The organism is Duganella radicis, assembly GCF_009720825.1.
Taxonomy (GTDB): domain Bacteria; phylum Pseudomonadota; class Gammaproteobacteria; order Burkholderiales; family Burkholderiaceae_D; genus Rugamonas; species Rugamonas radicis.
In genome coordinates this window covers 1-6,752 of the sequence record NZ_WNKY01000088.1, presented here as the reverse complement: position 1 = coordinate 6,752, position 6,752 = coordinate 1, and the positions used below count along the sequence as shown (strand labels likewise).

At 63.7% G+C, this 6,752-nt stretch carries 7 protein-coding genes; all 7 read right to left on the bottom strand.

All coding sequences use genetic code 11. From position 1 onward, the window contains the following. Positions 1–532: type IV pilus assembly protein FimV (locus GM676_RS30900; RefSeq protein ID WP_371866416.1), on the bottom strand; the 532-nt coding region annotated here is incomplete at its 3' end. 156 nt (positions 533–688) lie between these two features. Continuing rightward, a complete protein-coding gene (gene asd / locus GM676_RS30895) occupies positions 689–1,816 on the bottom strand; it encodes an aspartate-semialdehyde dehydrogenase (protein ID WP_155468397.1) in 1,128 nt (375 codons plus the stop codon). A 25-nt stretch (positions 1,817–1,841) separates the two neighbouring features. After that, positions 1,842–2,912, bottom strand: coding sequence for a 3-isopropylmalate dehydrogenase (gene leuB / locus GM676_RS30890; RefSeq protein WP_155468396.1), 1,071 nt, complete (start codon positions 2,910–2,912; stop codon positions 1,842–1,844). Between the two features lie 23 nt (positions 2,913–2,935). Then, positions 2,936–3,583 (bottom strand): 3-isopropylmalate dehydratase small subunit, encoded by a 648-nt coding sequence (gene leuD, locus GM676_RS30885; RefSeq protein ID WP_155468395.1) that lies wholly within the window; start codon positions 3,581–3,583, stop codon positions 2,936–2,938. Between the two features lie 48 nt (positions 3,584–3,631). Further along, positions 3,632–3,757 carry an entericidin A/B family lipoprotein gene (locus GM676_RS30880; protein WP_092274095.1) on the bottom strand — a complete coding sequence of 42 codons (126 nt, stop codon included), beginning with the start codon at positions 3,755–3,757 and terminating at the stop codon, positions 3,632–3,634. Between the two features lie 51 nt (positions 3,758–3,808). Next, a complete protein-coding gene (gene leuC / locus GM676_RS30875; protein WP_371866417.1) occupies positions 3,809–5,212 on the bottom strand; it encodes a 3-isopropylmalate dehydratase large subunit in 1,404 nt (467 codons plus the stop codon). A 189-nt stretch (positions 5,213–5,401) separates the two neighbouring features. Beyond that, a partial coding sequence (locus tag GM676_RS30870) for a chemotaxis protein CheA (protein WP_155468393.1) occupies positions 5,402–6,752 on the bottom strand: 1,351 nt, incomplete at its 5' end.

Here is a 6,752-nt window from a genome sequence, read left to right as displayed (position 1 = left end):
GGGCCGGAGCGGCAGGCGCAGGCGCCACGTTGGCGGCCGGCGCCGGCGTGCCGGCGCTGCGGTTGCCGACGTCGATCGGCGCGGTCACTTGCGGCGCTTGCGTGGCGCGCAGGTCTGGCGGGTCCAGCAGGAAGGTGTATTCGCGCACCATGCGGCCGCCGGTCCAGGTCAGTTCCAGCAGCATGTCGACGAAGGGTTCGTTGATCGGCTGGCTGGAGCTCACTTTGATGACTTGCCTGCCGTTGCGCTGCTCGACCTCAAAGCGCAGCGACATCAGCGCCGGATTGAAGTCGATATTGGCGGAGCGGAAGGCGTCGGTAGGCGCCAGCCTGGCGACCAGCGCGCTGGCTTCGTCCGCGCTGACGGCGGTGAGTTCGATTTCCGCCCGCAGCGGCTGCCCCAGCGACGACAGGACAGTCAGCTTACCCAGTCCCGCCGCATTTGCAGACGCGGCCAGCAAAACCGCGCTGGCCACCGCGCTGGTGAGTGACTTCAACGCGAACGAAACAAAGGGACGATTTTGTACTGGCATAGTGGGGCGTTTTTATGATTGTCAGAGGGAAAACATAACATCATGCTCAGGAGCACGCAAGCTTTGCACCACTGTAAACCAACAAAAGGGGTTTTCCCTATGAAAACACATAGGAAAAACCCCTTCTCTTGTGGCGATTGACGCCCTACGGCGGGATTACTGGTCCAGCACGATGCGCAGCATGCGGCGCAGCGGTTCGGCCGCGCCCCACAGCAGCTGGTCGCCGACGGTGAAGGCCGACAGGTAGTCCGGGCCCATGCTCATCTTGCGCAGACGGCCGACCGGGATGGTCAGGCTGCCGGTCACGGCCGCTGGCGACAGGTCTTTCATCGACGCTTCGCGGGTGTTCGGCACCACCTTGGCCCACTGGTTGGCCGAGGCGAGGATGTCGGTGATCTCGTCCAGCGGCACATCCTTGTTCAGCTTGATGGTCAGCGCCTGCGAGTGGCAACGCATGGCGCCGATACGCACGCACAGGCCGTCCACCGGGATCGCTTTGGAGCCGAAGTCCGGGCCCAGGCCCAGGATCTTGTTGGTCTCGGCGCCGCCCTTCCACTCTTCCTTCGACTGGCCGTTGCCCAGGTCCTTGTCGATCCAGGGGATCAGGTTGCCGGCCAGCGGCACGCCGAACTGCTTGGTTTCCTCGGCCGACAGGCCGTGCTGGGTCGCCAGCACCTGACGGTCGATTTCCAGGATGGCCGAGGCCGGATCGTCCAGCAGCGGCTTGACGGCGCCGTTGATGGTGCCGAACTGGGTCAGCAGTTCGCGCATGTGCTGCGCGCCGCCGCCCGAGGCTGCCTGATAGGTCATCGAGGTCATCCAGTCGACCAGGCCGTGCTGGAACAGGCCGCCCAGGCCGATCAGCATGCACGACACGGTGCAGTTACCGCCGATGAAGTTCTTCACGCCCTTGCCCAGCGCGTCCTTGATGACGTGCATATTGACCGGGTCCAGCACGATGACCGCGTCTTTTTCCATGCGCAGGGTCGATGCGGCATCGATCCAGTAGCCGTTCCAGCCGGCCGCGCGCAGTTTGGGGAACACTTCGGTGGTGTAGTCGCCGCCCTGGCACGAGATGATGATCTCGCACTTTTTCAGTTCGTCGATGTCGGTCGCGCTTTTCAGCTTGGTTTCGTTCTTGGCCATGGCCGGCGCGTTACCGCCCGGATTCGAGGTGGTGAAGAACACCGGTTCGATGTGGGCGAAATCGCCCTCTTCCTGCATGCGTTGCATCAGGACCGAACCCACCATGCCGCGCCAACCTACCAGACCTACGAGTTTCATTTTGCTCTTCCTTGTCGATTAATTTTTATGCCAGTGCCTTGACCACCGCGTTGCCCATCTCTTCGGTGCCCACCTTGGTGGTGCCTTCCTCGTAGATGTCGCCGGTGCGCAGGCCTTGCGCCAGCACCTTCTTGACGGCGTTTTCGATGCGGTCCGCCTGCTCGGCCTTGTTCAGCGAGAAGCGCAGCATCATGGCGGCCGACAAGATCGTCGCTAATGGATTCGCGATGCCCTTGCCGGCGATGTCCGGCGCCGAACCGTGCGACGGCTCGTACAGGCCCTTGTTGTTGGCGTCCAGCGAAGCCGACGGCAGCATGCCGATCGAACCGGTCAGCATGGCGGCCTGGTCGCTCAGGATGTCGCCGAACATATTGCCGGTCACGATCACGTCGAACTTCTTCGGCGCGCGCACCAGTTGCATGGCGGCGTTGTCGACGTACATGTGGTCGAGCGCGACGTCGGGATATTCCTTGTGCACGTCGGTGACGATGTCTTTCCAGAACTGGAAAGTCTCCAGCACATTGGCCTTGTCCACCGAGGTCAGGCGCTTGCTGCGCTTTTGCGCGGCCTGGAACGCCACGTGGGCGATGCGGCGGATTTCGCCTTCGGCGTAGCGCATGGTGTCGAAACCTTCGCGCTGGCCCTTGAACGGGCCGTCCGGGCACTCGCGCACGCCGCGCGGCTGGCCGAAGTAAATATCGCCGGTCAGTTCACGCACGATCAGGATGTCCAGGCCCGACACCACTTCCGGCTTCAGCGTCGAGGCGTTGGCCAGTTCAGGGTACAGGATGGCCGGACGCAGGTTGCCGAACAGGCCCAGGTTCTTGCGCAGGCCCAGGATGGCTTGCTCGGGACGCAGCGGACGGTCCAGGGTGTCGTACTTCCAGTCGCCGACGGCGCCGAACAGCACCGCATCCGCCTGCTTGGCCAGCTTCAGCGTGGCTTCCGGCAGCGGGTGGCCGCTGGCTTCGTAGCCGGCGCCGCCGACCGGGGCGGTTTCCATTTCAAATTGTTCGCCCAGCGCGTTCAGCACCTTGACTGCCTGCGTGACGATTTCCGGGCCGATGCCGTCGCCCGGGAGGATTGCGATTTTCATGTTGGGGTTTATCCAATGAGTCTTTAGATGACGTTAGCCAACCAGGGTTGGTTTGCCAGATGGCGCTCTTCGAAACCGCGGATAGCGTCGGCGTGGCGCAGGGTCAGGCCGATATCGTCAAGCCCGTTCATCAGGCAGTATTTGCGGAAGGCGTCGATCTCGAATTGGTAGGAGACGCTGCCGTTGCTGGTGGAAATGCGCTGCTGCTCAAGATCCACCACCAGTTTGTATCCGGGGAAGGCCTTGACTTCATTGAACAGATGATCGATCTGTGCCTCAGTTAAAACGATGGGCAGCAAGCCGCTCTTGAAACAGTTGTTGAAGAAGATGTCGGCAAACGATGGCGCCACGATGGCGCGGAAGCCGTACTGGTCCAGCGCCCACGGCGCGTGTTCGCGCGAGGAGCCGCAACCGAAGTTTTTGCGGGTCAGCAGGATCGAGGCGCCCTGGTAGCGCGGCTCGTTCAGCACGAAGTCCGGATTCAGCGGACGCTGGCTGTTGTCCATGCCCGGCTCGCCGTGGTCGAGGTAGCGCCACTCGTCGAACAGATTGGGGCCGAAGCCGGTGCGGTGGATGGACTTCAGGAACTGCTTCGGGATGATGGCGTCGGTATCGACATTGGCGCGATCCAGCGGCGCCACCAAACCTTCATAAATCGTAAATTTTTCCATGATGTTTTTTCATGCGACGGCGCCCGCCACGCGGGCGCGTCAAGTCAGTTAATGGCCTGAGGCGCCCTGGACCGCCTGCCCCGCTTTTTGCACGTCTTTGCCGATGCCGGCAACGGTGTTGCAGCCGGTCAGTGCGAAGGTAGCGATAATGGTCAGAGCGATGATCTTTTTCATGATATTTCCTGTCTGTTTTGGATGCGGCGCCTCAGCCGCGTTTTAATAAAATCAGTGCAGCGCGCGCACGTCCACGAAGTGGCCGGCGATACCGGCTGCCGCGGCCATCGCCGGCGACACCAGGTGGGTGCGCCCGCCCTGGCCTTGACGACCTTCGAAGTTGCGGTTGGAGGTCGATGCGCAGCGTTCACCCGGTTCCAGGCGGTCGGCGTTCATCGCCAGGCACATCGAGCAGCCCGGTTCGCGCCATTCAAAACCGGCGGCCTTGAAGATCTGGTCCAGGCCTTCGCGTTCGGCCTGTTCCTTCACCAGGCCCGAGCCCGGCACCACCAGCGCCAGCTTGACGTTGGACGCGCGGTGCTTGCCGCGTACCACGGCGGCCGCCGCGCGCAAGTCTTCGATGCGCGAGTTGGTGCAGGAGCCGATGAAGACCTTGTCGATGCGGATGTCTTCGATGGCGGTGTTGGGCTTGAGGTCCATGTAGACCAGCGCCTTTTCCATGGCGCTGCGCTTGACGCTGTCCTTTTCGTGGTCCGGGTCCGGCACGCGGCCGTCGACCGGCAGCACCATCTCGGGCGAGGTGCCCCAGGTGACTTGCGGCTTGATCTCGGCGGCGTTCAGGGTCACCACCAGGTCGAACCTGGCGCCCGGGTCGGTGTGCAGGGTGCGCCAGTAGGCCACCGCCTGATCCCACTGCGGACCGGCCGGCGAGAAGGGACGGCCCTTGACGTAGTTGATGGTGGTGTCGTCCACGCCGATGATGCCGGCGCGCGCGCCCGCCTCGATCGCCATGTTGCAGACCGTCATGCGGCCCTCCATCGACAGCGCGCGGATGGCCGAGCCGCCGAATTCCATGCAGTAGCCGGTGCCGCCGGCGGTGCCGATCTTGCCGATGATGGCCAGCACGATGTCCTTGGCGGTGACGCCGGCCGGCAGCACGCCGTTGACTTCCACCAGCATGGCCTTGGATTTCTTTTGCAGCAGGGTCTGGGTGGCCAGCACGTGCTCCACTTCCGAGGTGCCGATGCCGTGCGCCAGCGCGCCGAAGGCGCCGTGGGTCGAGGTGTGCGAGTCGCCGCAGACCACGGTCATGCCCGGCAGGGTGGCGCCCTGCTCGGGGCCGATCACGTGCACGATGCCCTGGCGCTTGTCGTTCATGTTGAAGTAGGTCAGGCCGTAGGACTTGGCGTTCTTGTCCAGCGTCTCCACTTGCAGGCGCGAAACCGGGTCGGCGATGCCTTCGGCGCGCGAGGTGGTTGGCACGTTGTGGTCGGCCACGGCCAGGTTGGCCGACAGGCGCCATGGCTGGCGGTCGGCGGCGCGCAGGCCGTCGAACGCCTGCGGGCTGGTCACTTCGTGCACGAGGTGACGGTCGATGTACAGGATCGTGGTGCCGTCTTCCTCGGTGCGGACCACGTGGGATTCCCAGAGTTTGTCGTAAAGCGTCTTCATGATGTCATTTGCATACTGCTACGATTATCCAACTTGATTATGCCATATTGTGCAATGCAATAGCAGCCACCGCTGTCCGACCTCTTGAGCCCGATGCCTTCTGCATACCGATACACGGGGTATGACTCCTAAAAATAAAAAAAGCCTGCGTGTGGACGCAGGCTTTTGGTCTTGCTGGCCTGGTCTTCCGACTCAGGCCGCCATGCGTACACTACCTCGACAACCGTCCATTAGGAACGATAGGCCCACCACTAGCACCAGCTCGCCCTCGGCGGAGCGCGCCGTGCCGGTAATGCCCTCGACCGTAATCGCGGTCATCGGCTTAATCACCAGATCGGCGGTGCCGTCCACCGCTTCCACCGCCAGAATGTAAGGCTGTGGCGCGGAGACAACAATACCCACCTTCTCGCGGCAGCTTTCATAGCCCAGCGAGTCGGCCAGCGAGCGCACCGGCAGCGGACGGCCCTGATCTTTGAGGACCGGGGCGCCGCCCACTTCCATGAACACCTCCGGCAGCTCGACCACGCGCTGCACCACGGCCATCGGCAGCGCCAGCGCGGCGCCCGAGGTCGAGACCAGCATGGTCGGCACGATCGACAGCTCGATCGGCAGGCGGATCGAGAACTTGGTGCCCTGACCCAGCACCGACTCGATCTGGATCGCGCCGCGGTTTTTCTCCACGGCGGTCTTCACCACGTCCATGCCGACGCCGCGGCCGGACACGCTGGACGCCACTTCCTTGGTCGAGAAACCCGGTAAGAATACCAGTTGCAGGCAATCGTCGGTAGATAACTGCGCCGATTCGGAGATCAGGCCTTTCTGCAAGGCCTTGGCGCGCAGCTTGACCGGGTCCATGCCCTTGCCGTCATCCTGCAGCACGATCATGACACTGTTGGCCTCCTGCCATGCCTTGAGCTGGATGAAGGACTTGATCGGCTTGCCCGCGATGGCGCGCTCTTCCGGCGTTTCCACGCCGTGGTCCAGCGAGTTGCGCAGCATGTGCACCAGCGGATCGTACAGCGAATCGACCACCACGCGGTCGACTTCGGTCTCCGCGCCCTCGATGTTCAGGTCGACTTCCTTGCCCAGATCCTTGGCCAGCTCGCGCACCAGGCGCGGGAATTTCTGGAACAGGCGGCCGACCGGCTGCATGCGGGTCGCCAGGGTGGCGCGTTGCAGTTCGGTCGAGTAGCGCGAGGCGCGTTCCAGCGTCTCGGCCAGCGTCGACATCAGGGTCTGCGCCTGGCCTTCGAACTTGAACTGCATCAGGCGTTCCAGCAGCACGGCGGCCTGGTTGGCGGCCTGCACCGATTCGCCGGCCACTTCCAGCAGCGCGTCCAGCTTGACGGCGTCGATACGGATCGATTCTTCCTTGGCCGGCGCGCTTTGCGGACGCTCGTCCTTCTTCTCGGCGGCCTCGCGGCGGGCGCCCGGAGTGGCCTTGACCTCGGCGGCCACGGCGGCGATTTCAGCGGCGCCCGGGGCGGATGGCGATGGCGCCGGCGCGGCCACGGCGACGGCGCCATCGCCATCCGCCCCGGGC

Coding starts and splice junctions, on each gene's coding strand:
- asd (WP_155468397.1), bottom strand. CDS start 1,816: ATGAAACTCGTAGGTCTGGTAGGTTGGCGCGGCATGGTGGGTTCGGTC.
- leuB (WP_155468396.1), bottom strand. CDS start 2,912: ATGAAAATCGCAATCCTCCCGGGCGACGGCATCGGCCCGGAAATCGTC.
- leuD (WP_155468395.1), bottom strand. CDS start 3,583: ATGGAAAAATTTACGATTTATGAAGGTTTGGTGGCGCCGCTGGATCGC.
- GM676_RS30880 (WP_092274095.1), bottom strand. CDS start 3,757: ATGAAAAAGATCATCGCTCTGACCATTATCGCTACCTTCGCACTGACC.